Source organism: Tissierellales bacterium (genome assembly GCA_025210965.1).
GTDB lineage: Bacteria > Bacillota > Clostridia > Tissierellales > JAOAQY01 > JAOAQY01.
This window is the reverse complement of sequence record JAOAQY010000078.1, coordinates 1-24907: the sequence shown is the minus strand read 5'-3', so window position 1 is coordinate 24907 and position 24907 is coordinate 1. Positions and strand designations below refer to the sequence as shown.

20 protein-coding genes are annotated in these 24907 nt (G+C 33.1%); 15 read left to right on the top strand and 5 right to left on the bottom strand.

The features are described 5' to 3' along the window. The first annotated feature begins 145 nt into the window (after positions 1-145). The 6 genes from N4A40_05930 (at position 146) to N4A40_05905 (ending at position 6916) form a co-directional block, all read left to right on the top strand. Positions 146-703 carry a GNAT family N-acetyltransferase gene (locus tag N4A40_05930; GenBank protein MCT4661385.1) on the top strand — a complete coding sequence of 186 codons (558 nt, stop codon included), beginning with the start codon at positions 146-148 and terminating at the stop codon, positions 701-703. Positions 704-768: 65 nt separating this feature from the next. Further along, the gene (locus N4A40_05925; GenBank protein ID MCT4661384.1) at positions 769-1089 is read left to right on the top strand and encodes a hypothetical protein; all 321 of its coding nucleotides are present in this window, start codon (positions 769-771) and stop codon (positions 1087-1089) included. A gap of 68 nt (positions 1090-1157) precedes the next feature. Then, positions 1158-1907 (top strand): NAD-dependent protein deacylase, encoded by a 750-nt coding sequence (locus N4A40_05920; GenBank protein ID MCT4661383.1) that lies wholly within the window; start codon positions 1158-1160, stop codon positions 1905-1907. A gap of 69 nt (positions 1908-1976) precedes the next feature. Next, a complete protein-coding gene (gene glsA / locus N4A40_05915) occupies positions 1977-2897 on the top strand; it encodes a glutaminase A (GenBank protein ID MCT4661382.1) in 921 nt (306 codons plus the stop codon). Between the two features lie 408 nt (positions 2898-3305). Then, a complete protein-coding gene (locus N4A40_05910; protein ID MCT4661381.1) occupies positions 3306-3809 on the top strand; it encodes a tryptophan transporter in 504 nt (167 codons plus the stop codon). Between the two features lie 221 nt (positions 3810-4030). Next, complete coding sequence (locus N4A40_05905) at positions 4031-6916, top strand: family 10 glycosylhydrolase (GenBank protein MCT4661380.1); 2886 nt, start codon at positions 4031-4033, stop codon at positions 6914-6916. 163 nt (positions 6917-7079) lie between these two features. On the opposite strand, the gene thrB is transcribed toward N4A40_05905, so the two are convergent. Both thrB and thrC read right to left on the bottom strand, forming a co-directional pair. Further along, positions 7080-7925 (bottom strand): homoserine kinase, encoded by an 846-nt coding sequence (gene thrB, locus N4A40_05900; protein MCT4661379.1) that lies wholly within the window; start codon positions 7923-7925, stop codon positions 7080-7082. After that, complete coding sequence (gene thrC / locus N4A40_05895; protein ID MCT4661378.1) at positions 7925-9409, bottom strand: threonine synthase; 1485 nt, start codon at positions 9407-9409, stop codon at positions 7925-7927. The genes thrB and thrC overlap by 1 nt, the downstream gene beginning before the upstream one ends. A gap of 175 nt (positions 9410-9584) precedes the next feature. Between thrC and N4A40_05890 the strand changes: the two genes are divergently transcribed. After that, positions 9585-10823, top strand: a complete 1239-nt coding sequence (locus N4A40_05890) for a homoserine dehydrogenase (GenBank protein ID MCT4661377.1) — start codon at positions 9585-9587, stop codon at positions 10821-10823. A 13-nt stretch (positions 10824-10836) separates the two neighbouring features. Beyond that, on the top strand, positions 10837-12045 hold the full coding sequence (locus N4A40_05885; GenBank protein MCT4661376.1) for an aspartate kinase: 1209 nt from the start codon (positions 10837-10839) through the stop codon (positions 12043-12045). A 531-nt stretch (positions 12046-12576) separates the two neighbouring features. Here the strand turns inward: N4A40_05885 and N4A40_05880 are convergent. Then, positions 12577-12939: a hypothetical protein gene (locus N4A40_05880; protein MCT4661375.1), complete on the bottom strand. Its 363-nt coding sequence runs from the start codon at positions 12937-12939 to the stop codon at positions 12577-12579. A 12-nt stretch (positions 12940-12951) separates the two neighbouring features. Continuing rightward, positions 12952-14124, bottom strand: a complete 1173-nt coding sequence (locus N4A40_05875; protein ID MCT4661374.1) for a cation:proton antiporter — start codon at positions 14122-14124, stop codon at positions 12952-12954. Between the two features lie 291 nt (positions 14125-14415). On the opposite strand from N4A40_05875, the gene N4A40_05870 reads away from it, so the two are divergent. Together N4A40_05870 and N4A40_05865 are read left to right on the top strand one after the other, a co-directional pair. Next, a complete protein-coding gene (locus N4A40_05870; protein MCT4661373.1) occupies positions 14416-14730 on the top strand; it encodes a YerC/YecD family TrpR-related protein in 315 nt (104 codons plus the stop codon). A 3-nt stretch (positions 14731-14733) separates the two neighbouring features. Continuing rightward, entirely contained in the window at positions 14734-15897 is a 1164-nt protein-coding gene (locus N4A40_05865) for an SAM-dependent methyltransferase (protein ID MCT4661372.1), read from the top strand. A gap of 70 nt (positions 15898-15967) precedes the next feature. Here the strand turns inward: N4A40_05865 and N4A40_05860 are convergent, their stop codons facing one another. Beyond that, positions 15968-17185 carry a hypothetical protein gene (locus N4A40_05860; GenBank protein MCT4661371.1) on the bottom strand — a complete coding sequence of 406 codons (1218 nt, stop codon included), beginning with the start codon at positions 17183-17185 and terminating at the stop codon, positions 15968-15970. Between the two features lie 905 nt (positions 17186-18090). Here N4A40_05860 and N4A40_05855 point away from each other — a divergent pair. The 5 genes from N4A40_05855 to N4A40_05835 form a co-directional block, all read left to right on the top strand. Beyond that, a complete protein-coding gene (locus tag N4A40_05855; protein ID MCT4661370.1) occupies positions 18091-19848 on the top strand; it encodes an adenylate/guanylate cyclase domain-containing protein in 1758 nt (585 codons plus the stop codon). 27 nt (positions 19849-19875) lie between these two features. After that, on the top strand, positions 19876-21288 hold the full coding sequence (locus N4A40_05850) for a hypothetical protein (GenBank protein ID MCT4661369.1): 1413 nt from the start codon (positions 19876-19878) through the stop codon (positions 21286-21288). Beyond that, the gene (locus N4A40_05845; GenBank protein ID MCT4661368.1) at positions 21285-22418 is read left to right on the top strand and encodes an HD domain-containing protein; all 1134 of its coding nucleotides are present in this window, start codon (positions 21285-21287) and stop codon (positions 22416-22418) included. Before N4A40_05850 ends, N4A40_05845 begins: the two co-directional genes overlap by 4 nt. A gap of 11 nt (positions 22419-22429) precedes the next feature. Continuing rightward, positions 22430-23125, top strand: coding sequence for a DUF3307 domain-containing protein (locus tag N4A40_05840; GenBank protein ID MCT4661367.1), 696 nt, complete (start codon positions 22430-22432; stop codon positions 23123-23125). 143 nt (positions 23126-23268) lie between these two features. Further along, the coding region (locus N4A40_05835; GenBank protein ID MCT4661366.1) for a sigma-54-dependent Fis family transcriptional regulator at positions 23269-24907 on the top strand (1639 nt) is incomplete at its 3' end.

Sequence of the window (24907 nt, the reverse complement as noted above, 5' to 3'; positions counted from 1 at the left end):
CTTTTTTAGAAAAAGAGATAAATAAATGATATAGTGTTGTTGACATAAGTATTTGTCTATTATAAAATAACTCGGTAAGACTTAGTAGGAAATAGTTTCTAGCGGCGGGGAAACTTGTTTAAAAGTAAAAGAAGGAGAGTAACAGATGACATCATATATATTTGAATCAGAGCGATTGGGTTTTCGCATATGGAGAGAAACTGATCGTAAAATTTTTGCGGCGATAAATGCAGATAAGGAAACTATGAAGTATTTTCCAAGCACTATGACCAAAGATGCATCAAATGATTTAGTTGATAGATTTAAAGCACATATGGCAGCTAAGGGATTTGGTCCTTGGGCAGTAGAGATAAAAGAGACTGGTGAGTTTATTGGTTATATTGGTTTTTCGACAGCTGTATTTATAGCAGAATTCACTCCATGTGTTGAAATTGGTTGGAGATTGGATAAATCACAATGGCATAATGGCTATGCTACTGAGGGAGCACAAGCTTGCTTAAAATATGGATTTGAGAATTTGGGATTTGATGAGGTTTATTCATTTACAGCGGAACTAAATGAACCATCTGAAAATGTAATGAAACGATTGGGTATGAGTTATGTATGTAATTTTGACCATCCAAAGGTAGAGGATGGAAGCAAAATAAAGAATCATAAATTATACAAAATCACTAAACAAACTTGGAAAAAGATTAAAAAATAGGCTGATAAAAAATTAATTTGACATAATATAAACAATGCTTTACATTTGAAAATTCGAGGCGTATAATGAAGGCGAAAGTTGAAATACAACTTGAAATTTTATTATACGAGGAGATGGAAAAGGTGTTGAAAAAACAATTGTGGGGAAGCTCACTGTTGATGTTGGCGCTTATTGGAACTAGTGTTGGTGTATTAGCTAAAGGAGAGTATAATCAAGTAAAATATCAAAATGATTTAGATTGCATTAGAAATCTCACTGCATGCGAAGTTATGACGGGAATACGATTTGAATTGGATGATTTAAACGATAAGTCATATACGAATTTGAAAATTCAATCGCATGATATTTCAGCTAAAGAGGCACTACAAAATTTAATGACAAGATAATATATACAGAAATATAAGCCGCTATAATATGCGGCTTTTTGATATTTTTTAGATAGGGAGGAGAAAAAATGAGTGAAGAAAAAATTGATGTTTTGATTGAAAAAATAAAACTAGCAAAAAAGATAGTGGCGTTTACGGGAGCAGGAGTTTCAACAGAGAGTAATATACCCGATTTTAGGTCAGCGGATGGTCTCTACTCTGCTAAGCAAAATTATGGATATGCTCCTGAGACTATGCTTAGTCATAGTTTTTGGAAGCAAAATACTGTACTTTTTTATAAGTATTATTTCGAGCAGATGATATACAAAGATGCTGAGCCGAATTTTGCTCACAAGGGGCTGAGCTACCTAGAAGAATTAGGAAAATTGACTGCTATTGTAACTCAAAATATAGATGGATTACATCAAATGGCTGGATCAAAAAATGTATTTGAATTACATGGAAGTGTTCACAGGAATTATTGTATAAAATGTGGTGCGTTTTATGAATTAGAGAATATGAATAGAGATGAATTAGGTGTGCCTATATGTAGTAGTTGCAATGGGATAATAAAACCAGATGTTACGCTTTATGAAGAGGCACTTAAAGCCGAAGTTATGGATGGTGCTATAAAAGCGATTGAAGAAGCTGATATGCTTATTATAATCGGAACAAGTCTTGTGGTATATCCAGCAGCAGGGCTTATAAATTACTTTAGAGGAAATGATGTGGTTCTCATAAACAAAACACAAACGCCTTATGACCATAAAGCTGACTTGGTTATATCTCGTCCTGCTGGAGAAGTATTTAAAGAAGTTATGAATAAAATGACTTATTAAAATTCTATTCAATATAGTGCGAATATTATAAAATATAATAGCTAGGATATTGTTAGAGGGGTGGATAAGTTGAATTCAAATGATTTGAAACTTTTAGTAGATAGAAATAGACATTGGATAGAGAGAGGAAGTGTAGCAGATTATATTCCAGAGCTTAAAAATGCAAAAAAGGAAGCGCTAGGCATTTGTGCAATGGATTTAGAGGGGAACATATATAGTGCAGGTGATGTCAAAGAGCCCTTTACTATACAGAGTATATCAAAAGTTATTAATTTGATAGCACTTTTAGAAGATTGTCCTATAGAACAGGTTCTTTCTAAAATTAGTTTTGAACCGACGGCAGATGGATTTAATGATATAACTAGTTTGGAGACGAAAAATGAAAACAAGCCACTGAATCCGATGATAAATTCAGGCGCTATAGTTGTAGTTTCCATGCTAAAGGGAACGTGTGGAGATGAAAAATATCAAAGAGCTTTAGAATTGTTTAAGAAAATGAGTCATAATTACGACCTAACATATAACAAAGCTGTATATGAGTCGGAAAAGGCAACAGCTAGTCGCAATAGAGCGTTAGCGTATTATATGATGAGCACAGGTGTACTTGAAGGTGATGTAGAGGATATACTAGATGCTTATTTTAAGCTATGCTCGTTAGAGGTCAATTGTGAAGATTTGGCGAAAATAGGAGCGGTGCTGGCTAATGATGGTGTATCACCTATTACTGGTGAAATCATAACATCAAAGAAAATTGCAAAAACAGTCAAAGCGGTTATGGGTACATGTGGAATGTATGATGCATCTGGTGATGTAGCAGTGAGCGTTGGAATTCCATCTAAAAGTGGAGTTGGAGGCGGTATAATGAGCAGTGTCCCTAAGAAAATGGGGATTGGGATATTTGGTCCATCATTAGATAAAAAGGGAAATAGTATAGCTGGACTTGAATTATTATCTGAGGTTTCAGAAACTTTTGATTTGGGAATTTATTAAAAATGTTGACAGTTCGACTTTAGCGTGTTAAACTGTATAAAATATTATAAAACATTAAATTCTGTGAATGGAGATAGTAGTAGACGGTAGTGATCTATAGAGAGCCGATGTTGGTGGAAATTCGGTGATTGTGAGTTTGTGAATGGGTCCATGAGAAGCTAGATGAAATCAAGTAGAGAGTATTCGAAGCCGGGAGTTTCCCGTTATAGAAACAGGTTATCGATGTTAATCCGTAACTGTAAAGTAAAATGTAGAGTGGTACCGTGAAGATATAGACCTTTGCCTCTGCGCGATTTATGCGCGAGGTAAGGGTCTTTTTGTATTTTAAGGAGGTGAGTATGATGGTTTGAACAGAAAATGATGACTGGCACTGGAAATATTATTTGAAAATTAGAAGGAGAGATTATAATGAAATTAAGAGAACAAATTCAAACAGCATTACTCATCGCCATAGGACTTATGATGCACTATAGTGTGCCGGGGCTTATAGGAGGAATGAAATTCGATTTTATGCTCGCATTTATATTTATTGCAATACTTTTGAATCCAACAGTCAAAAATACAGTGCTTACCGCTGGTGTTGGTGGATTGCTAACAGCACTTACCACAACATTTCCAGGGGGACAAATTCCAAATATAATAGACAAAATAGTGACTTGTTTTGCCATTTATTTGTTGATTAAATTATTTAGCAAATTACCAGAAGCGATGTCAGTTGGAGTCATAAGTTTTATTGGTACGATTATAAGCGGAAGTGTTTTTTTAGGCTCAGCTTTAATTCTTGTTGGATTACCGGCTCCATTTGCAGCGTTGTTTATAAGTGTAGTAGTCCCAGCAGCTATTGGAAATGTATTTTTTACAACATTAGTTCATACAGCGTTAAAGAGGTCTATGAAGCATATTAGAGCGTGAAGACAAAATGTACAATGTTTTTTGATTGCATATGAGCTCTGAAATATTATTGATTCGAAAATAATGTAATCAAATGAAAATGATGGCTATAAAAAATATTTTACAGTCTCGTTAAAATTATGTATAAAAGAGTACAAGTCCTTGATTTTGTAGTAATATATAGTTATAAGCATTGTCTTAATTTAGCTATAATAAAGACTTTAGAGAAAGGATGAAATGACATGAAGAGACTGAAAACTATTTTGATTTGGTTTATGATTTTAGCTTTATTTGCGCCGATGAGTGTTTTTGCACAAGGACCGACAGCTAGGGAGGAAATGAGGGGGCTTTGGGTGGCATCAGTGCTAAACATAGATTATCCATCAAAATCAACTAGTGACCCAAATACACTTAAAGAAGAAGCAGTTTCAATATTAAATCAAGCAGAGAACATAGGCATTAATGCTATATTTTTACAAGTAAGACCAACAGCTGATGCGTTTTATCCTTCAAAATATTTTCCTTGGTCTAAGTATCTTACTGGAAAGCAAGGAGTAGCACCTGACAATTATTTTGATCCTTTGAATTTTTGGATTCAAGAAGGACATAAAAGAGGAATTGAAATTCATGCGTGGTTAAACCCATATAGAATAACTAAAAAGACAAAAGCTGAGAAAGATCACGATTGGGATTCGCTTAGTGCTGATAATCCAGCAAAAAAATACCCAAATCTTGTAGTGCAGCATACCGACGGAAATCTATACTTCAATCCAGGAGAGCCAGATGCTAGGAAGTTAATAATAGATGGAGCTATGGAGATTGTTGAAAATTATGATATAGATGGTATTCACTTTGATGATTATTTCTATCCAGGAAAAGATTTTGCGGATGAAAAGACATATGAGACATATGGAGCAGGATTTGCAAGTAAAGAGGACTGGAGACGAGAAAGTGTAAATACTCTTTTGAGAGATTTACAAAATTCTATAAAATCAGTTAAGCAAAATGTTAGATTTGGAATAAGTCCATTTGGTATTTGGAAAAACAAATCATCTGATGATTTGGGAAGTGACACTAGAGGATTGGAATCATATAGTGCTCACTATGCAGATTCTAGAGCTTGGGTAAAGGATGGATATATAGATTATATTACACCTCAAATTTACTGGAATATAGGTTATGAAATAGCTGATTACAAGAAACTTTTGAACTGGTGGGCAGATGTTGTTAGAGGAACTAATGTAGATTTGTATATTGGTCAAGCTGCTTATAGAACGGGAAATTCGAAACAATCGAGTCCTTGGTATGGAGCATCAGAGATAGAAAGGCAGCTTAATCTAAACGAGCAAAAGCCTGAAGTTAAGGGCAGCATATTTTACAATACTAGTGCAATGATGGAAAAACCTGAATTGGCAGCGCTGGTTCAGTCGTATTATCTTGGAGAGACGAGTGGAAAGTTTGCTGGAGAATTAAAGGTAGGAAGGCCTACTAAAGATTTGACTACTAGTTATGATACGTATTACTTAAATGGAGTATCGGATCCTAAATTGCCACTTTATCTAAACGGAGAATTGGTTACCAATAGATCAAAGCAAGGATATTTTGGTATACTTGTGAACCTAAATGTAGGACAAAATCAGTTTGTATTTACTCAATCTGGCAAATCGGCAGTTCGAAATATAACAAAAAGAGGGCCTTGGTCACCAACAGAAATGAGTAGAATAGGGATAAGCTCAAAAAATGTTTATCCAGCATCTCCAGTATACAAATCAACGGGAGACACGATAACGCTTAGTTGTACAGCACCTATAGGGGCGAATGTGAGTGTGAGCATAAATGGACAAACATTTAATATGAATCCTAGAACTACTCACCAAACTCCAGGAAAAACTTATGCAACTACTTATAGCTACAATTATGTACTTCCTAGTATTTCTGGAAATTCAAGAATGGTTAATTTGGGAAAACCAGTGTATAGAATGAATTATAATGGAATGAACGATTCAAAAACGGCATCTTCAGAGATCGGAGTTATAATGGAAAAAGCTCCGGTTTATGCAGAGGTCATAGTTGATGCAGCTGATACGTATAAACAGCCGCCTTCATCAAACGGGTCACTTTATCAGATTTATAAAGGCATGTATGATAGAGTTACAAAGATAGATGGTGATTACGTGAAATTATCATCAGGACTATGGACAAAGAGAAAGTTCGTAAAGATTGTTGAAGATTCAGTATTGAGAGCAAATAATGTATTAGGAGTATCATATGTAAAATCGAGTGGTGAGGATATAATATCTTTTAATCTTTTAAAACCAGCTATGGGGCTTGCGGGTTTTGATGGAGAAAAGATAACATTATCACTTGTTGAAACTCAATCAGACAAGGCTCCAACACTTCCAGTAGGAGCTATGGTAACTAGTATGGCAGGAGAACAAAATGGAGATGTGTTCAAGTATAGTTTTAATCTAAATCCCAATGAAAGATTAGGGGGCTACTATGTAGAAAAAACCAACACAGGTTTAAATTTGCATATAAAAAGATTGCCTAAAGCATCTCATAGCATAACGCCTTTAGCAGGTATTACGATAATGCTAGACCCTGGTCACGGAGGCAAGGATTCAGGTGCTATAGGACCTATGGGACTAGAATATAGCGAAAAGCATTTTAATTTAGAGGCGGCTAAAAGACTTAAAACAAAGCTAGAAAATTATGGCGCAAATGTTCTCATGACTAGAACAGATGATACTTATTTGTCGCTACCACAGAGACTTGAATTATCTAGAGCTAAAAAGCCAGATTTGTTTGTATCTATACATGCTGATAGCATGGCAGATAATGTAGATATATCAAAAATACATGGTTTTTCTATATATTATCATGAGGTTTTTGCAAAAGAGCCAGCTACTGAGATTTTAAGCCGTGCGGTAGGTGAGCTGAACAGAAAAGACAGAGGAATGCACGATAAATTGTTTTATGTAGTTAGAGGTACATGGGCTCCATCTATACTTTTTGAAAGTGGATTTATACCAAATCCAGATGAATTTGAATGGCTAACGGATAATAGCGCACAAGAAGAGTTTTCTGGAAAGATAGCAGAAGCTATAGTTGGTTATTTTTTGAAATAAGAAATTAAATAAAAGAGGCTAGAATTACTAAATCACTACAAAACTTAATTCATTTAATTCTTATCTGCAACATTTTGAATTCAAGTAGTATACTAGATATACGTATTGCAGAAAAAGAATTGTAATTATAAGTTTTTTAGTGTTCTAATTCTAGCCTGTTTTTTTATTTAAAAATTTTAAGTGTATGCCAAGTACCATTATTTGATGGCAATTTTTCTATGAGTATTTTAGGATTGTTTTCAGCTAAAACCATTATAGTAGGGCCGGCACCACTTAAAAAAACTGCTTTCGCTCCGTGCTTATACGCGGAATTTTTTATATCATTATAATGTGGCAATAAAGGTAATCTATAAGGTTCGTGAAGCTTATCTTGTGTAACTGATTTTAAGAGATCATACCTTTTATTTCCGAAAGCTAATATTAATTGAGCTAAATTAGATAAATTAAATACCGCATCCTTTACAGAAATACTTTTAGGAAGAGCATTTCGAGCAGCTTCGGTAGAAAGAGGATCATTTGGAACGAATGCTATCCAATTTAAGTCATTAGTATAAGGTATAGGTTGACATATAAGTTCCTTGTGTTCATAAGCAGAAGCCCAGAATCCACCATAAAAAGCTGGCACGATATTGTCGGGATGACCTTCTATAGAAACTGCTATTTTTAGCAGATTTTTTTCTGTAAATGGATGCTCTAAAAAGTTGTTAGCAGCTTTTACACCAGCAACTATACAAGCGGCGCTACTTCCAAGACCTCTAGAAATTGGAATTTCACAAGACATATCGATTTCAATTCCTGGAATAGACTCATTTGCTAGTTCGAAAACTTTTTTAAAAGAAGTATATACTAAATGATTTTCGTTTTGATATATCTCTGGACAACCAGTTATTTTCAAACCACTTTCAATTAAAGTGAATTTATAAGTGTTGAATAATGTAAGGGCAACACCGAGACAATCAAATCCAGGTCCTATGTTCGCACTTGTTGCGGGGACTTTTATATAAAACATCATATTTCCTCCTTGATAAATGCCTTTAACCCACTGCTCATATGTTCGATAGAACTTGAAGCATTGTGATGAGGTTTAAGATCAGATATGTTTTTTAAAGACCAAGGAATACTAGAGCCTGTTTTTGATTCTAAATTTTTCAAAAGGTCAAAAGCATTTAAATCTGATTCGCCGAATAGAGCGCTGTAAACAACAGGAGTAAATTTATATGGACTAGCAGTTGAGACTATTAATGTTTTTGTATCGTCATTTGTTTCTTTTACATAATCAGTGTAAACTTTACTTGCTACAGCAGTATGAGGATCGATTAAATAGTTGTATTTCTCATATACTCTCTTTATTTCTTTAGATGTCATATCATCATTTGCAAATCCACCATAAAAATCGCATAGGCGCTCAAAAGATTTTTGTGGTAGAGTATAACTCTTTTCGCTTTTTAAAGCGCTCATAAGGTCTGCTAACACATCTCTATCGCCATCTAACAATTCGTAGAGTAGTCTTTCAAGATTACTAGACAAAAGAATGTCCATAGATGGTGAACTTGTTTTGTAAAATGGACGATTTTGATCATAATGTCCAGTCTTGAAAAAGTCGTACAATACATTGTTTGAATTAGATGCACAAATGAGACGTTTTATAGGCAAACCTGAAAGTTTTGCATAGTATGCAGCTAGTATATTTCCAAAATTACCAGTTGGAACAGATACGTTTATAGGATCGCCCCATGAAATTTCATTAGCGCGTACTAATTCTGCATAAGAATAAATATAGTAGACTATTTGAGGAACTAATCTTCCTATATTTATAGAATTTGCAGAAGATAGAAATCTATTTTCATTTGCTAGTTCTGACTTGAATTCTTTATCTTCAAATAATCTTTTTACTTCGCTTTGAGCTTGGTCAAAGTTTCCATCTATAGCACAAACGTAAGTGTTTGGAGCTGATACAGCGATCATTTGTCTTTTTTGAATATCGCTTACTCCGTTTTGTGGATAAAATACTCCTATTTCAACACCTTCTACATTTTGAAATCCATATAAGGCAGCACTACCAGTATCGCCAGAAGTTGCAGTTAGTATAAGGGCCTTTTCTTTTACTCCATGCTTATCTAGAGCGGATTTTAAAAGATGAGGCAATATAGTTAGTGCCATGTCCTTAAATGCTGCTGTAGGACCATGGAATAATTCTAAGAAATAGCTATCACCAATTTTCTTTACATTTATTGGCGTGTGATCTTTAAATGATTTAGAATATGCATTGTGAATACATTTCTTTAAAGTTGATGAATCAAAATCACTCAAATAATGTTTCATTACTTCAAAGGCTACGTCTTCATAGCTTCCGTTTTTTATTATATCCCAATTTAAATCTACTTTATTGAAAGATTCTGAAACGAAGAGACCGCCATTGTCGGCGATTCCCTTTAATATAGCTTCAGAGGCAGTTAATTTTTCATCTGATGGTCTTGTACTCTTATAAAACATTTTGATACCTCCTAATTTCTTTGATTATTCTTGTTTTATTATAACCACTATGTTATAATGTTTTTCAACAAAAGACAAGTGTTTTTTGAGAAAAGACAAATGTTTTCGTGGAAGCGACAGAATAATCTGACAAATCAAGCTCTGCGAAAATAAAAAATGACAGGAGGTAAAGGCGATGCATGGTATTGGATTAATGGGATTTGGAGTAGTAGGAAGTGGTGTTTATGAAATGATGGAAAATAAAAAGGGGCCATTTTCGACCTATTTTACAGATGCCAAGATATTGAAAGTATTGGTCAGAGATTTAAAAAAAGCTAGAAAAAGCACTTGTTCGAAAGAAATGCTTACATGTGATGCGGATGATTTGCTTGAAGATTCAAATATCAAAACGCTAATCTTTGCAATGGGTGGTACAGATATTAGTGTAGAGTATATGAAAAGGGCAATAAAAAACGGGAAAAATATTATAACAGCAAACAAAGCTGCAGTAGCACCACATTTGAAGGAATTACTAGAACTTGCAAAGGAAAACAATGTAGCATTTTTTATAGAAGCAACTACTGGTGGAGGTATGCCAGTTATAGATCCCATAAAGCAGCAAGCGATGCTTGATGAAATCTATTCTATAAAGGGAATATTAAACGGTACTTGTAATTATATTTTGACAGAGTTATTCAAAGAACCTAGAGAATTTTCAGAGATACTAAAAACAGCGCAAGAGCTTGGTGTAGCAGAGGCAGACCCTAGTGATGATATAGGTGGAATGGACACTGCTAGAAAACTTGGTATATTGTCTTCTATTGCATATCATAAGGAAATTGTTATAAAAGAGGATGAGTTACGTGGAATAGAAACTATAGGGCTTCAAGATATACTTTATCTGAAGAGGAAGGGTTTCGTAGTAAAGATGATAGGGTGTTCTGTTAGGGAAAATGATAGATATGATTACATGGTATCACCGATGGTTTTAGAAAAGAATTCTAGAATGGGGCAAATTGATGGAGCTATGAACGGGGTTGTTATTGAAGGGAAATATATGGATTCTGTCGATTTTAAAGGACTTGGAGCAGGGCAAATGCCTACAGCAAATGCTGTAGTGAGCGATCTTATAAGAGTGTTGTCTGGTCAAAATGGATGGGATATTAAATTAAATCAAGAACATATAAAAAGAGACGAAAATTTGATAGAAAAAAAATATTACTTGAGAATAAGCGATGTTGATAAAACAAATTTGGACAATTGCTGTCTGGAACTTAAGAAATTTGGATTGGAAATTAGTGAGAAAAGTGAGAATAACATTTTCTATGAGACTAAAAAAATGAGTAGAAGTGAACTAAAAAAAATAGTCGCTGGTATTTCAAGTAGTAGATTAAAGGATGCGCAATCGATATTTTGGGCACCTATAGAAATTTAAAGGGGGGATTAGTGTGGAAAGCTGTATTGTACAGAAATATGGAGGAACGAGCGTTGGATCTATAGAGCGTATTCAAGCTGTGGCAGATAGAATAATAGAGACGAAGAGAGAAGCAAAAAATGTAGTAGTGGTGGTTTCCGCCATGGGAAAGACTACAGATGATTTGATTAATATGGCAAAGAGTATTCATGATAACCCTTCGAGTAGAGAATTGGATCAATTATTGTCTACAGGAGAACAAATTTCTATAGCTCTTTTGGCGATGGCGATAGAAGCGAAAGGAAGTAGAGCAATTTCACTTACTGGTGCTCAGTGCGGTATAGTAACGGATTTGGTGCATAAGAAAGCTAGGATAAATGAAATAAAAACCAATAGACTTGAAAAAGAGCTTGGTGAGGGTAAAGTAGTAATCGTAGCTGGATTTCAAGGGCTTAATGAGTATTCGGATGTAACGACTCTCGGCAGGGGTGGTTCGGATACTACAGCTGTAGCTCTTGCGGCAGTTCTAAAAGCAGATAGATGTGAAATATACACAGATGTGGATGGTGTATATACTGCCGATCCTAGAAAGGTTGAATCAGCAAGGCTTATACCAGAGATATCGTATGATGAAGTTTTAGAGTTAGCTAGTTTAGGGGCGCAGGTGCTTCATCCTAGATCTATAGAACTTGCGAGACGATATAAAGTACCTCTTAGTGTACTGTCTAGCTTTAAAAAATCAAAAGGGACAAAAATAGTGGAGGCGAAAAAGATGGAAAAAGTTGAAATAAGAGGTGTATCACTAGATGATGATATAGCGAAAATATCTATGCTAGAAGTGCCAGATAGACCAGGCATTGCTTTTAAGATTCTTTCAGAACTTGCAGAAAATCATATACATTTGGACATGATTCTACAAAATGTAAATAGAAATGGGGTAAATGACATTTCTTTTACAGTTCCAATGGATGATTTTCAGGAGGCAGTGACGCTTTGTCAGAAGCTCGCGTTTGAGATAGGAGCGCAGAAAGTCGTTTATGACCAAGGGGTAGCAAAAGTGTCCATAGTTGGTACTGGAATTGGTACTCATGCTGAAATTGCATCGAAATATTTTCAAACACTATATAATTTAGGTATAAACATTCAAATGATTAGTACATCTGAAATAAAGTTGTCTAGCATAATAGATGGAACATGTGGAGAAGAGGCATTAGCAGCGCTACATGATGCATTTGAGCTTTAAAAGTGTCTAATTTGTCTAAAGTGTCTAAAAAGATGTACAAAAACTAAAAGTTGTACAAAGTAATTGTCTAAAGCGTCCAAGTGTCTAAGTGTCCAAAGTGTACAAATTTATAATTTGGTGACAAAGATATTTGGATACTTTTTTTGAGAATATTTTATTTTGAAAAAAATTTGTCAAACAAATGGCTTGAAATAGCGAATTGGCAAAAATATTATGAAAAAAATAGAAAAAATCTACTAAAAATAAAAAGTTGGCACAGGGATTGCAATAATATAGAGCATAAGAATTTCTGATCGGTTTATCTGACGGGAAATAGAGAAACAAACGAAACCGGCTATATGGAACCCCCCGAATTCCAATAGCTATGTTATACGTGAAGGTTGGAAATTCTAAAATCTTCAATCTATCAATCATCACAAACCTAAACAAACTTAAACAATAGCCAAAAACGAGTTATCCAAAGGATAGCTCGTTTTTACGTTCTAGTAAAAATAGTACAAACCCGAAATAATGTAAATAAAAAAGAAGAGCCTAGCTTGCGCTAGACTCTTCTTTTGCATTAGCTTTATAGCCATGACAAGAGACAACTGGCATAACAAACATAAATCCAACTCCTGGGCGCATGTTTATTATTTCTTCAAGTTTATCAACTAATTCTGAGCAAGTTTCATCATCGTGTACGACGCTCATTATAGTTCTATTGTATGGTTTATTTTCAGCCATTAATTTTCGAAGACTTGAGAATATTGGAAAATCTTCATCATGCTGCATAAGTGTTTTTCCCATTCCTTGACTATCTATAGTGGTAGCGCCTACGTGTAAATCATAGTATAGCTCCATTATCTCATCGTATAAATCAAGGTCGTTTAGTATTAAGAAAACCGCTTTAGTCATAGAAAAGCCTCCTTATAAATTAGCTTCGCCTGAGCGAATTATAGCTTTTTTTGTCAAAATTGGCCCTATAATCTCTGTAAGTATTGTAGTTGCGAGCAAAACTGTTAAAACTAGAACTGCAAGATCAGTACCAGCGAATTCATGTTGTACAGTTATGGCTAAACCTATGGCAACACCGACCTGAGAGATTAGTCCAAATCCAAGATTCTTAGTAACAACGCTAGGTGCTTTTGAAAGCTTGCCACCTAGAGCAGCGCCTAAAACTTTGCCTAGAACCCTAAATGTTAAGTATAAAACACCTACAAGTCCTATGTGAGGAATTAAAGATATATCCAATCTAGCACCTGCAAAAACAAAGAATGCTGCGATGATTGGTGGAGAGAAACTCTCTATTGATCTAAATACTTTGTTGGCACTAGAGCTCACATTTGCAATCATTATACCAAGAGACATACAAGCCAAAAGTGGTGATAAATGAAATGCTTGAGATAATCCAACTAATAAAACGATAATTCCAATTACAAAAGATAATAACTCTGTGTTATTTCTAGCTTTTTGCAATAGATAAGCTAAAATCACACCCAAAATTCCACCAGCAATTATAGAAAACACAATTTCCATTATTGGATGAATTAGAATTTTGTTTATAGTTACAACTTCATGATTTACAAAAACTTTTGCTACAGATGCTGCGATAGAATAAATCATCAAACAAACAGCATCATCAACTGCGACAACACCTAAAAGAGTGCTTGTAAGAGGACCTTTTGCCTTACATTCTTTTAATACCATAACAGTTGCAGCAGGAGCGGTTGCAGATGAAACTGCACCAAGAATCAAAGCAGTTTCTATTGGCTGTTTTAGCAAAAGCATTATACTAGTAACTAGTGTGAATGCGCCAAGTGATTCGCAAACTGCAATTATCAAAATTGATTTTCCCATTTTTTTAAGCACTTTAATATTTAGCTCGCTACCTATATTAAATGCAATTATTCCAAGTGCAAAGTCACTTATAAATGCGAAGTTCTCTAAATTGTCTCCATTGACAATCTTAAAACCAGATACGCCTAATATAAGACCTGCAATAATATAGCCCGGAACGGATGGGATATTAAACCGAATCATAAGCTTTCCGAGTAATATTCCAACTAACAAGCAAGTTCCAACAATTATAAATCCATTCAAACTAGTCACCCCTTTTTTTGAATACAGTACTACACGCACTCAAGTAGAGAGTGCAACAACGTATGATATTTTATTCCTAAATGCTAATAATGTAAAATCTAAAAAAAGCCCGTATAAAGCAATGAATAGACAAAATACTTGTTTTGATAGCAATATGTCCCTAAATCGTAGCCTAACGCGTTAATTCTTAAGAAATCGTTAGAATATATGAAAGACTAATAAATGTACAGCAGGGGGGGCAATATGTTAAAATATAGAAGAGATGATTTTTGATTTATAAATAAAGTATAAATGAAATCGGGGGTAATGGATGTGAATTTTACAGATGAGAAAAAACAAACATTAACAGAAGAACTTTACAAGGCAATTGTGGAAATCAGAGATATAGACGAGTGTGAAAAATTTTTAATTGATTTATGCACTGAAAAAGAAATAGAATCACTAGCACAAAGATTATACGTTGCTAAATTACTTAGAGAAGATGTTACATATAGTGAAATAGAGAAGGAAACAAAGGCAAGTACTGTTACTATAAGTAGAGTAAGCAAAGCGCTCAAAAGTGGTAGAGAGGGCTATAAAACAATATTAGATAGAATAGGTGAATAAAAAGTGGTTGAATTTTTAGAAGTATGTATTAGAGAACGTAATTTAATATATGGAGTTGTGAGTAAAAAAGCGAAAAAAACCTTTCCAGAGTTTAATAAGATATCATTTAAACCATTTGAAAAAGGCAGTGATTATTTTATTCAGTTAGAGTATGTTTATGATAAAAAAGTAATTCATGAGAATCTTAGTGCTGATTTGGCAATAGACAAATTGAATGAATTTTTAGAGTTGGATTTTAGACAAGTAAATGTTTTTGCTAAAGATGCCGATTATCAGGCACTAATAAGTAAAAAGGGAAAAGTAAAGGTTTCTAAGAAAGCTCCAAGCCGAAAATTAGAGAATCTAAGCCACAATAAAGAAAAAAATTATTTGATAAGAGATGGTGAAAAATGCGATTTTTTAATCGAGTTAGGAGTTATGACATCGGAAGGTAAGGTTAAACCATCTAGATATAATAAATTTAGACAGATAAATAGATTTTTGGAGTTAGTTGAAGATGTAGTTTCTAATTTTGATTCGAATGAAAAAGTAAAGATAATAGATTTTGGATGTGGTAAATCATATCTTACATTTGCTTTGTATTATTATTTGGTAAATCTTAAATCATATGAAGTAGATATAATTGGACTTGACTTGAAGGAAGATGTCATAGATTTTTGCAATGACGTAGCACAAAAATTAAACTATGAGGGTTTGTTATTTAAGTATGGCAATATAAAAGATTATGAAATGAAGGGTAGCGTAGATTTGATAATTACTCTTCATGCATGTGATACAGCTACAGATGCAGCGCTTATAAAGGGTATTACTTGGGATGTGAAAAATATTTTGTCCGTTCCATGTTGTCAGCATGAATTTTTTCCTCAAATAAAACAGGAAAAATTGAATCCTCTTTTAAAACATGGTATTTTAAAGGAAAGAGTATCGGCACTTATGACGGATAGTTTAAGAGGTATGTACCTAGAAGCATTTGGATATGAGGTAAATATCATGGAATTTATTGATTTAGAACACACACCAAAGAATATACTTATAAAAGCAAAAAAAGTGAGCAAATTTGATGAAGCTATTTATAACTCTTGTTTGGAATACAAGTCATATTTCAATATTGAGCAGTCATTTTTAGCTGAAGGTTTAAAAAATCTAATTGATGAAAAGCAAAGTTAAAATTATATATAAGACTTAATGAAGGACTAAAAATGTCCTAGAAGTGATTGATTCATTTCTAGGACATTTTTTAGTTTTGAATATAGAGTTCTTGATCGATAGCATTGTAATAAGATTTTATTGTAATTAAGTAATATAGAATATAAAGCGGACAATATATTATCAAATTATGTTTTATAGCCGTAGCTAAATCAAGGTAAATTATTTGAGAAAATGAAATGATAGCAATGCTACTGTGAATTATTCCAATTACAAGAGGTATAACCAATAAATAAGATAATTGCAGAGCTATATGCCTTCTAATATCGGTTCTAGTCATTCCTAGTTTAGATAGAAGAGTGATATTTTTCATATCAACATTTATATTTCCAAGTAATTTAAAATACATTACACTTCCCATTGAAATTAGAAAGACGAAACTTACAAAAAGAGCTACAAAGCTATAAGAACTCAGTGTAAAGCCTACGCTTATGTAGTAGTAGGCCTTTAGCACAGATGAATTATGGTCAAAATTATTTAAGAAGCTAGATAAAATAGCATAATTTTGCTCAATGGAGCCTTTATTTTTAAAATATACATTATAAATGTATGAATAATTATTTTTGTCGAGACTGTCAAACAAGCTGTCAGAGACTACTACTAATTCTTTATTTGTAAAATTATAATTTGTTATAGGTGATTTCAACATTTTTATATCAAAAGTTCTACCATTTAGTTTTAAAAATCCGGTATAAGAAGGATTTTCTAGAAACGTATTTCTATAAAAAAGGACTTCATCGTCTTTTATTTCAGGCAAATTAGGTCTGTGGAGTTTTAAATCGGAATATTTGACAAACAAAGAATCTCGATAATCGGAGTCATAATAATATCCGCTTATCATTATTTGCGATTCGACTTCAATTGAATTTAAAACAAAACTATTTTCTTTATCTAAACGTATATCAGTGTTTTCTGATTTCAAGTAATTACTTATTTCATTATAAAAGTTGTTATCATTATATATTATTGATAAATCATAAGGATAGTACTGATTTAAATAATAGTCTTGAATTGTAGACATGCTAAGACTAGTGCCAAGTATTGTAAGTGTAGTAGCTGATAATATTGAAACTAAAAATAATAGCCATCTGTACTTGTGAAATTTTGCTGGCAGTGACTGCCAAGTGTAGAAATTAGTAGAGATATGATATTTGGAATTTATCTTTTTTATGAGACTAGTCATAAGAGAACAAAAGTGAATTACAAAAAATCCTGTTCCGATTACTACAATAAATAGTGTTATTATCATATTTGGAATAAAGGTCATAGGTGTAGACGATAATGCAATTTTATAACCCCATAAAATCAAAAATATGCCCAAAATTCCACCAATAAATTTAATAATTAAAGAACTTTGCTTATTATCAGTTTTGTAAAAAAGGGACATAAGTGTCCATTTTCTAATTTTAAAATAAAGCATAGCGGTAACTAAAAGTATCAAATATGAAAAATGTGATACGGTATACGACAGTGAACTCAAGCTAATGTGGAAAGGTAAATTCAATTCCAATCCAACAATGTGAAAGAGCAATAGAGTAAAAAATCGTTGTATTATAACTCCGGATATTAGTCCTAAAATTACTCCAAGAGAACTAGTTATGAATGATTCTAATATCAATAGCAAACTTATATTTCTTTTCCTAATACCAAGTAGTAAAAATAATCCTATTTCTTTGTGGCGCTTTGAAATAAAGTAGTCGAGACAATACCATATAAATATCCAGCAAAAAATTAAAATGATGAAGTTCCCAATTGCAAATAATGGGGCGAATGAATCAAAATATCTTGTAGATGATTTCAACGTATCAAAGAGAGAAAGAAAAACATAATAAATAGATACATTGAATGCAATACTACATATGAATAAAAAATAGTTTCGTATGTGTGATAATATATTTCTCATGCTAAATTGCCATAACCTCATATAATCCTCCAAATCAGCAATAAATGTATTTAAAACCTATAATTTCATTTTATAAAAGACTAGAGGTGGGTACAAGTGAAAAAAGGGAGAAAAATATTAAAATTAGAAGAATATGGATTGGAAAGAACAAAAACTTCATATAAGTTGGCAAAAAAAGACATTGACCGAACCGTGGTTAAAAGGATATAATTAATATTAAATTATAAATACGTGTTGAAAAGGAGAATGTTGTGAAAAAACGACTATTGCTTTGTTTTATCATTTTTATAGTTATGAGTTGGATTTCTTTTAATGATGTATTTTGGCAGCTAGAACTGATGCTTACAGATTCTTTATATATAGAGAAAGAAGCTCCAAGCAACAAAATAGTTGTGGTAGGTATAGATGATGAGAGTACACAAGATATCGGAAGTTGGCCGTGGCCACGGAAAGTACATGGGAAGACTATTGAAAAAATCAGTGAAGGAAATCCGATAGCTATTGGTGTCGATATATTGTTTTTAGAAGAGTCAGCCGATATAGAAAGTGATTATATACTGAGTGAAGCTGTTAAAAAAGCTGGAAATGTAGTTTCGGCATCTATGGGAGTACTGCCAGAGAGTATGAAAATAGGAGAAATAAGAACTGAAGAGTATTACGAACCATTTTCAGATCTTGCAGATAATTCAACCATTGGACATATAAATGTTATTACAGATAGGGATGGAGATATAAGACAGGCATTTTTGGAATTTTCATATAAAGATAATATTATAAGAAGTTTTCCATCACAATTGTATGAGATTTATAGAAAAGCAAATCCAAAGCTAAAGCCGTTTGAGGAATTTAAAAAAGATGGGTTCAATAGAACATATATAGATTTTGTAAATGTGCCTAATAGCTTTTCATATATATCATATGCGGATATTTACAGAGATAGAGTTGCACCAGAGTATTTTAAAGATAAGATAATACTCATAGGTCCGTATACAGAGGGAATGCAAGATGCGTATTATACAGCTATAGATGGTCAAACCAAAATGTTTGGAGTAGAAGTCCATGCAAATATACTTCAAAATTTTATGGAAGATTCTTTTAAGAAAAAGACTATTTTTTGGGTAGATTTTATCTGGATAGGTGTTATGGCAATTATATCGTATTGGATTATAAGAGAGCAAAGACCTTTAATTACTCTTTTGATTCTAGCGGTTTCAGTTTTGGGGTACTTTGGAATATTATATTTGTTTTTTGAAAATGGATATAGACTACAGATTTTTTATCCAATAGTAACAATTGTAGGAACATATTTGATGGATGTCGTTTTAAAGTATGCTAGAGAGATAAAGAGAAGAAAAAGTATTACTAGAATGTTTGGTAAATACGTTGCTCCGCAAGTAGTATCTGAGCTTATGAAAGCGGGAGAGGGAGCTTTGGAGCTTGGCGGAAAGAGAAGAATGATAAGTGCACTATTTGTTGATATTAGAGGTTTTACACCTTTATCAGAACGTGCAACTCCAGAAGAGGTTGTAGAAATATTAAATGATTATTTAGAGCTTTGTGAATCTGCTGTATTTAACCATGAGGGAACTTTGGACAAATTCATAGGTGATGCGGCAATGGCTATTTACAATGCACCGTTAAAGGTTGAAGACCACGCTTTTAAAGCTATACTTACAGCTCTTGAGATGAAAGAAAAATCGGAACCGCTTAGATTGAAACTTGAAGAACGTTTTGGAAAGAGTGTTTATTTTGGAATTGGAGTAAATACTGGAGAGGCAGTAGTTGGTAATATTGGATCTAAAAAACGTATGGACTATACGGCGATAGGAGATACAATAAACACAGCTGCTCGTTTGGAGAGTAATGCGAAAGGCGGTCAAATTCTAATAAGTCAAGCAACATATGATTGTGTAAAAGACAAAGTAGAGGTTATAGATATAGGTGAAATGAAAGTTAAGGGGAAATCAATAGTATTACAAGTTTATGAAGTGCAGGGTTTAAAGGAATAGGGACCAAAAGGGGAAAGGAGTCTATTTATGAGAGAAAAAAAATTGATGGTGATTATTATTTCGCTGATTATGTTTGTAGTATTTAGTAGCGGGGTTATGGCAGAGTCATTCGAAAAGAACTTAATAATGCCGCAGGATATAATGGTGGAAGATGATGGTACGATTATAGTAGCGGATACTTATCAGCATAGAATAGTAAAATTAAAAGATGATGTTTTTTCTGTTATAGCAGGGAAAAAGGGTAAATCAGGTTATTTAGATGGGAAAATTGAGGAGGCACTATTTAACAAACCTAAAAAGATAGTGCAGAATAAACAAGGAGTCATCTATGTAGCTGATAGCGGAAACCACGTTATAAGAAAAATAGTTGACGGAAAAGTGTATACTTTGGCTGGAAATGGAAAAGCGGGATATAAAGATGGAAGTCTAAAAGAGGCTCAGTTTAAATCACCTATGGGTATGACATTAGATAATTTGGGAAATCTGTATATAGCAGATACTGGAAATCATGTTATAAGAAAAATTGATGTGAATGGTAATGTAACGACATTTGCTGGAAATGCTTATGGATTTGGTTTAGATCAAAATGGAAAAATTGGGCAGTCATTTTTCAATGAGCCTGTGGATATTGCGTTTTCTAATAATGGTATAATGCTAGTTGTAGATAGCAGTAATCACAAAATTAAAAAGATACAAAATGGATTGGTTAGTGACGTGAAATTTAGTACAAACTTAAATTATCCTAAGGATGTACTTTGGATTGATTCAAATCGCTTTTTGGTTGCAAATACATGGAATAATAATATTATATTGAAATATTTATCGGGTAAAGAAGAGATTGTAAAAGAATCAAATGCAGTGGCTGTTGATTTGAAGGAAAACAAACTTTATGAAGTATTACCATGGGAACATAAAGTACTTATAAGTGATTTTGAATTAAAAAACGATGTAAATCAGAGCATGATAGGAGAAACGACAACTGAAACTCCAAAGACAAATATGGAAACAGAGAAAGACTATAGTGGTGAAGTTAAGAAAGAAAGCGAAGTTAATACTGATAATAAGAATATAAATGAGGCACTAAAAAGAGATATTGAGAAAAACAACGATATAGTTGATAAGACAGAGCAAAAATTGATTAGTGTAAAAATAGATGGCAAGTTTTTAGAGAGTAAGTATTACTATTCAGAGAGTGACACAAAAGTTTGGCTCAAATTAGATTATATAGTGCAAAGCTTAGGAGAACTCATAAAATGGGATCACGTAGCAAAGCAAATTGAATATAAAAAAGGAATTGCTGTTTTAAAGCTTAATTTTGATAGAAATAATTACAAAATAGATGCTAATAATGAAGAATGGGTTGACCTACACTATACGATTGAAGGGCTAGAGTATAATCTTTTGAGATGGACAATAAATGAAATCGAGGTGACGAGATGATCGTATGGATTGCCGTATTAGCTACATCACTGATATGTAGTTTGTTCTATGTATTGTGGCAAAAAGCACAGATCGAGTCTTTAAAAAAGCATTTAGATGTCGGGGCGAAAATAGCCTCGAATATAAAACTTAAAGATCTAATGAGAGAAGTAATGGTGTTAGTTCAAAATGAAACTAAGGCTGAAGCGAGTTCTCTTTATATAGTAGATGAAGAGAGACAAGAAATATGGTTTGAAGTTGCGCTTGGTGAAAAAGGTGATCAGCTCAAGGAAATCAGGCTCAAAATTGGAGATGGTATTGCTGGCTGGGTAGCTAAAACTGGAGAGATGATTAATCTAAAGGATGTAAATGATGACCCGAGATTTAAAAAGAGTATAAGTAAGAAGATTGAATTTAAGAATAAAGCTATGGTAGCAGTGCCGGTAAAGAGCAAGGGTAAGATACTTGGAGTTATTCAAGTTATAAATAAAAAAGGTGGAGGCTTTTTTGATAAGAGGGATGAAGGTTTTATAATACAAACAGCTTATCAAGTAGCTATTGCACTTGAAAATTCACAATTATATGAAGGCGTAAAAGAATCTTATTTAGATACAATTCACGTATTGGCATCAGCTATAGATGCTAAGGACCCATATACACAGGGTCACTCTAAAAGAGTTACAGAATATTCTCTTAGAATGGCTAAATATATGAAATTTGACGATGATAAGATAGAACAGCTTGAGTATATGGCAGTACTTCACGATGTTGGGAAAATTGGTATAAAAGATGCCATTTTAAATAAAGAGGCACCATTGGACAATGAAGAATATGGCATTATGAAAACTCACGTTACAATAGGAGCAGCGATGCTCGAAAAGGTAAAGACATTGCGTGAGGTAGCTGGGGGGGCAAAGTATCATCATGAGCGTTATGATGGCAGAGGTTATATGGCTGGGCTTTCGGGGGATGAAATTCCGCTTGAAGCTAGAATGATAGCTATAGCTGATGCGTACGATGCTATGACTACCGATAGACCTTATAGAAAAGGTTTATCACATGAAATTGCTATGGAAGAAATTCAAAAAAATTCTGGAACTCAATTTGATCCGGAGTTGGTTGAAGTATTTAAACAGGTCATGAAGCAGTAAGGGGGGTAAAAGTGAAATCATTTTTTTTAGTTTTTTGGTTAGGACATTTGATTGGAGATTTTGTTTTTCAAACAAATAAAATTGCGTATTTAAAATCTCAATCAAAACATGGGTTATTAATTCATGTAGGTCTTGTTTGGTTGGCTCAAATGATTATTATGTCTAGTTATGGATATAGTGGTCTATGGGCAGCTACGATATGTAGCTTTGTACATTATTTTGTAGATGTTTTAAAAATAGAACTTACAAAAAAAGGATATAAAGAAACGTATTTATTTTTATTTGATCAAAGTTTACACGCTTCGGTATTATTTATGCTTACGTTGGTATTTGGAAATGCAGCTCCTTTGATGTCTTTGGATATGCATTATGTGAGTATAGCTGCAGTTTTTTTAGCTGCAGGATACGCTGGAAGTGTTTTCATGATTATAGCACTCAGAGATTTTGACAAAGATAGAAAAAATGAAGGTTTTTTCAAGCCCAATGAGAGAATCGTTGATATGGTATTTATACTTACAATGTTAGCGATTCACATGGTTGAAAAACCGCTGATTTTACGAGTAATTGTTTTTATAAGTGGCGTATGTATTTATGCTTTTGCTCAAAGAAAGGTTAACGACTATAATACGAAAACTATAGTGTTTAAAACTAGTATCGCTACTATGATATTGTTTTATGCTATGGCTGTGTATAGGTTGTTTAACTAGATGGAAACTATTTATAGATCAGATGAATCTATAAATAGTTTTTTTTTATCAAATTGACAATAAAATTAATCGTCCTATATAATGAAGGAAAGTGGAACAAAAAATTAGTGTTTGTGATTCTGGGTAGTTTATGGAGTGATTTTATGATAAATGAAGAAATTCAAAAATACAAATTATGTGTAGATAAATCACATGAGAGATGTTTAAGGTATGGTCTGAAAAAAGGGCTGATAGTTAGTAAAACAATATTAGTTGGCGATGAGCTAAAACATAAAATATCAGAAAATAAGTGGTTAATTAGAGTTGCTAAGCCTTTTATGGACCAATTATATGATTTTGTTAAAGGTTCAGATTTCTTTGCAATACTGACAGATAAAGATGGATACATACTAAATGTAGTTGGAGATGACGATGTTTTGAAAAAAGCGAATCAGTTGAAGATGATTATAGGTGCATCTATGAATGAGAAGGATATAGGGACGAATGCAATGGGAACGGCTATAGTTGAAGCTTCTCCGGTACAAATATCAGGAGAAGAGCATTTTATAGAGGCTTATCATGGATGGACGTGTTCGGCAGCTCCAATTTCAGATGAAAATGGAAATATAATAGGATCTATAGATTTAACTGGGCATAGTAGCGATGTTTATTCTCATACATTGGGAATGGTAGTTGCAGCATCTAAAGCTATAGAGATGACTATGAATTTAAAAAAGAAAAATTATATATTAAAGGAAAACAATGCCCTCATAAAATCATTATTTGATTCAATAGACGAAGGTGTTGTACTTTGCAGTTTAGATGGTGAGATACTGAGCGTAAATGAAAAAGCATGTGATATGTTTGGGTATAGTGAAGTAGATTTTATGAAATTTTATATGGATGAGATTATTCAAAATTGGAATGATATAAAAGAACACTATCTAAATGAAAATGATTTATTCAATGAAGATGTAATGATAAATGCTCGGAAAAATAAATTATATTTTAATCTGAGTATGTATGGAATAAGAGAAAAAAACTTAGATAAGAAAATGATATTGATGTTTAAAGATATAAAAAAGGCACGAAAATTAGCTAATAAAATACTTGGAAGAAGAGCTATATATACGTTTGAAAAAATTATTGGTAAGTCACCAGAATTTTTAGAAGCTATAGAATTTGGAAAACAAATATCTGATAGTAAATCCACTATATTGATAACTGGAGAAAGTGGAAGTGGTAAAGAGGTATTTGCACAAGCTATACAGAATTACGGACCTAGAAAAAATGAATCATTTGTTGCGATAAACTGTGGAGCTATACCTGCGAATTTGATAGAATCGGAATTGTTTGGATATGAAGAGGGAGCTTTTACAGGAGCTAAAAAGGGTGGTCAAATAGGCAAATTTGAAATAGCTGATGGCGGAACAATTTTTTTAGATGAAATAGGAGAGATGCCTTTAGATATGCAAACGAAATTACTTCGTGTAATTGAAGAGGGATCTATAATAAGAGTTGGAGGAAGGCATGAAATTCCAATAAATGTACGAATTATAGCAGCTACGAATAAGAAACTTAAAGAAGAAGTTGTAAAAGGAAATTTTAGACATGACTTGTACTATAGGTTAAATGTCATACCATTGAGACTGCCATCACTTAGAGAGCGAAAAGAGGATATACCAATTTTAATAGAGTATTTCATGGCAAAAATATCTCATAGGATAAATAAAAAACCACTAAATATAAGCATATGGGAGTTAAATAAATTAAAAAATTATACGTGGCCAGGAAACGTGAGGG

Excerpts from the sequence above, each read along its gene's own strand:
- N4A40_05925 (MCT4661384.1), top strand. The coding sequence starts at position 769 with ATGAAGGCGAAAGTTGAAATACAACTTGAAATTTTATTATACGAGGAG.
- N4A40_05910 (MCT4661381.1), top strand. The coding sequence starts at position 3,306 with ATGAAATTAAGAGAACAAATTCAAACAGCATTACTCATCGCCATAGGA.
- thrB (MCT4661379.1), bottom strand. The coding sequence starts at position 7,925 with ATGTTTTATATAAAAGTCCCCGCAACAAGTGCGAACATAGGACCTGGA.
- N4A40_05850 (MCT4661369.1), top strand. The coding sequence starts at position 19,876 with ATGAGAGAAAAAAAATTGATGGTGATTATTATTTCGCTGATTATGTTT.
- N4A40_05920 (MCT4661383.1), top strand. The coding sequence starts at position 1,158 with ATGAGTGAAGAAAAAATTGATGTTTTGATTGAAAAAATAAAACTAGCA.
- N4A40_05870 (MCT4661373.1), top strand. The coding sequence starts at position 14,416 with ATGAAATCGGGGGTAATGGATGTGAATTTTACAGATGAGAAAAAACAA.
- N4A40_05860 (MCT4661371.1), bottom strand. The coding sequence starts at position 17,185 with ATGATAATAACACTATTTATTGTAGTAATCGGAACAGGATTTTTTGTA.
- N4A40_05930 (MCT4661385.1), top strand. The coding sequence starts at position 146 with ATGACATCATATATATTTGAATCAGAGCGATTGGGTTTTCGCATATGG.
- N4A40_05845 (MCT4661368.1), top strand. The coding sequence starts at position 21,285 with ATGATCGTATGGATTGCCGTATTAGCTACATCACTGATATGTAGTTTG.
- N4A40_05880 (MCT4661375.1), bottom strand. The coding sequence starts at position 12,939 with ATGACTAAAGCGGTTTTCTTAATACTAAACGACCTTGATTTATACGAT.
- N4A40_05905 (MCT4661380.1), top strand. The coding sequence starts at position 4,031 with ATGAAGAGACTGAAAACTATTTTGATTTGGTTTATGATTTTAGCTTTA.
- thrC (MCT4661378.1), bottom strand. The coding sequence starts at position 9,409 with ATGTTTTATAAGAGTACAAGACCATCAGATGAAAAATTAACTGCCTCT.
- N4A40_05890 (MCT4661377.1), top strand. The coding sequence starts at position 9,585 with ATGCATGGTATTGGATTAATGGGATTTGGAGTAGTAGGAAGTGGTGTT.